An 842-nucleotide genomic window follows, 5' to 3' on the forward strand; every position below is an offset into this window, starting at 1 on the left:
TCCTCCTCGTCCTTAATCTTCTTCATGTCGAAGTGCGTCTTGCAGAAATACTTGGTGGTCTTGAACTCCTCCGACTGCTCGATGTCGAACCTGTCCAGCATCTTCTCGTCCGTGGCGGTGAAGTCACGCGCCGCCTGTCCGGCCAGCCATCCCGTGGCCATGTCCGCTATCTTGGCGGCAGGAACGAGGTAGTCCATCTTTTCCGATATGGTGGTGGAAACCTTCTGGTCGTTGATGGAGATGGAGCGCGAGGTCTGCTTGGCCTTGCCGAACACGTCGTTCTGTGCCCATTCCAGCGTCTCCTTGTTGCGTGCCGCCCCCATGAAGATGTTGCCGCACGTGGTGATAATCTTCTGCATCCCGACCTTGCCGTAGTCGGCCTCCAGTTGCGGAAGCTCCTGGAAGCCCAGTGTAACGGCCACCTTATTGGAGCGTGCCGTGCCGATAAGACGGTCTATCTTATGGAAATAAAGGGTGGGCAGCTCGTCCACGATGATGCTCACCGGGATGTTCCCCTTGGAGTTCACACGGGTTATCAGGCGGTTCAGCACCAATGCGTTGAGCGAGCCGATGACCTGCTCCTTCTCCGGGTCGTTGGCGATGACAAGGTAGCTGGGATGCTCCCTGTCGGAAATCTTCAGGTCGAAGTCGTCCCCGGTGAACACCCAATAGGCTTCAGGCGACACGAGTCTTGCCGCATTGACGCGCAACGTGCCCACCATGCCTTCCAGCTGGTCGTTGGCCTTGTTCTCGTAAGCACTCTTGAACGGCGCCATAAGCGAGGCTATCTTGTCATCCTGCATCAGGATGTTGAACACCTGGTCGTATGGCCTGCCGAGAAA

At 57.0% G+C, this 842-nt stretch carries 1 protein-coding gene; it reads right to left on the reverse strand.

Going from position 1 to position 842, the window contains the following annotated elements; all coding sequences use genetic code 11:
- Positions 1-842 (reverse strand): type IV secretory system conjugative DNA transfer family protein (locus H6B30_RS16890; RefSeq protein WP_205112242.1); only part of this gene is annotated, 842 nt, incomplete at both ends.

The sequence above is a fragment of the Marseilla massiliensis genome (genome assembly GCF_016899955.1).
Lineage (GTDB): Bacteria > Bacteroidota > Bacteroidia > Bacteroidales > Bacteroidaceae > Prevotella > Prevotella intestinigallinarum.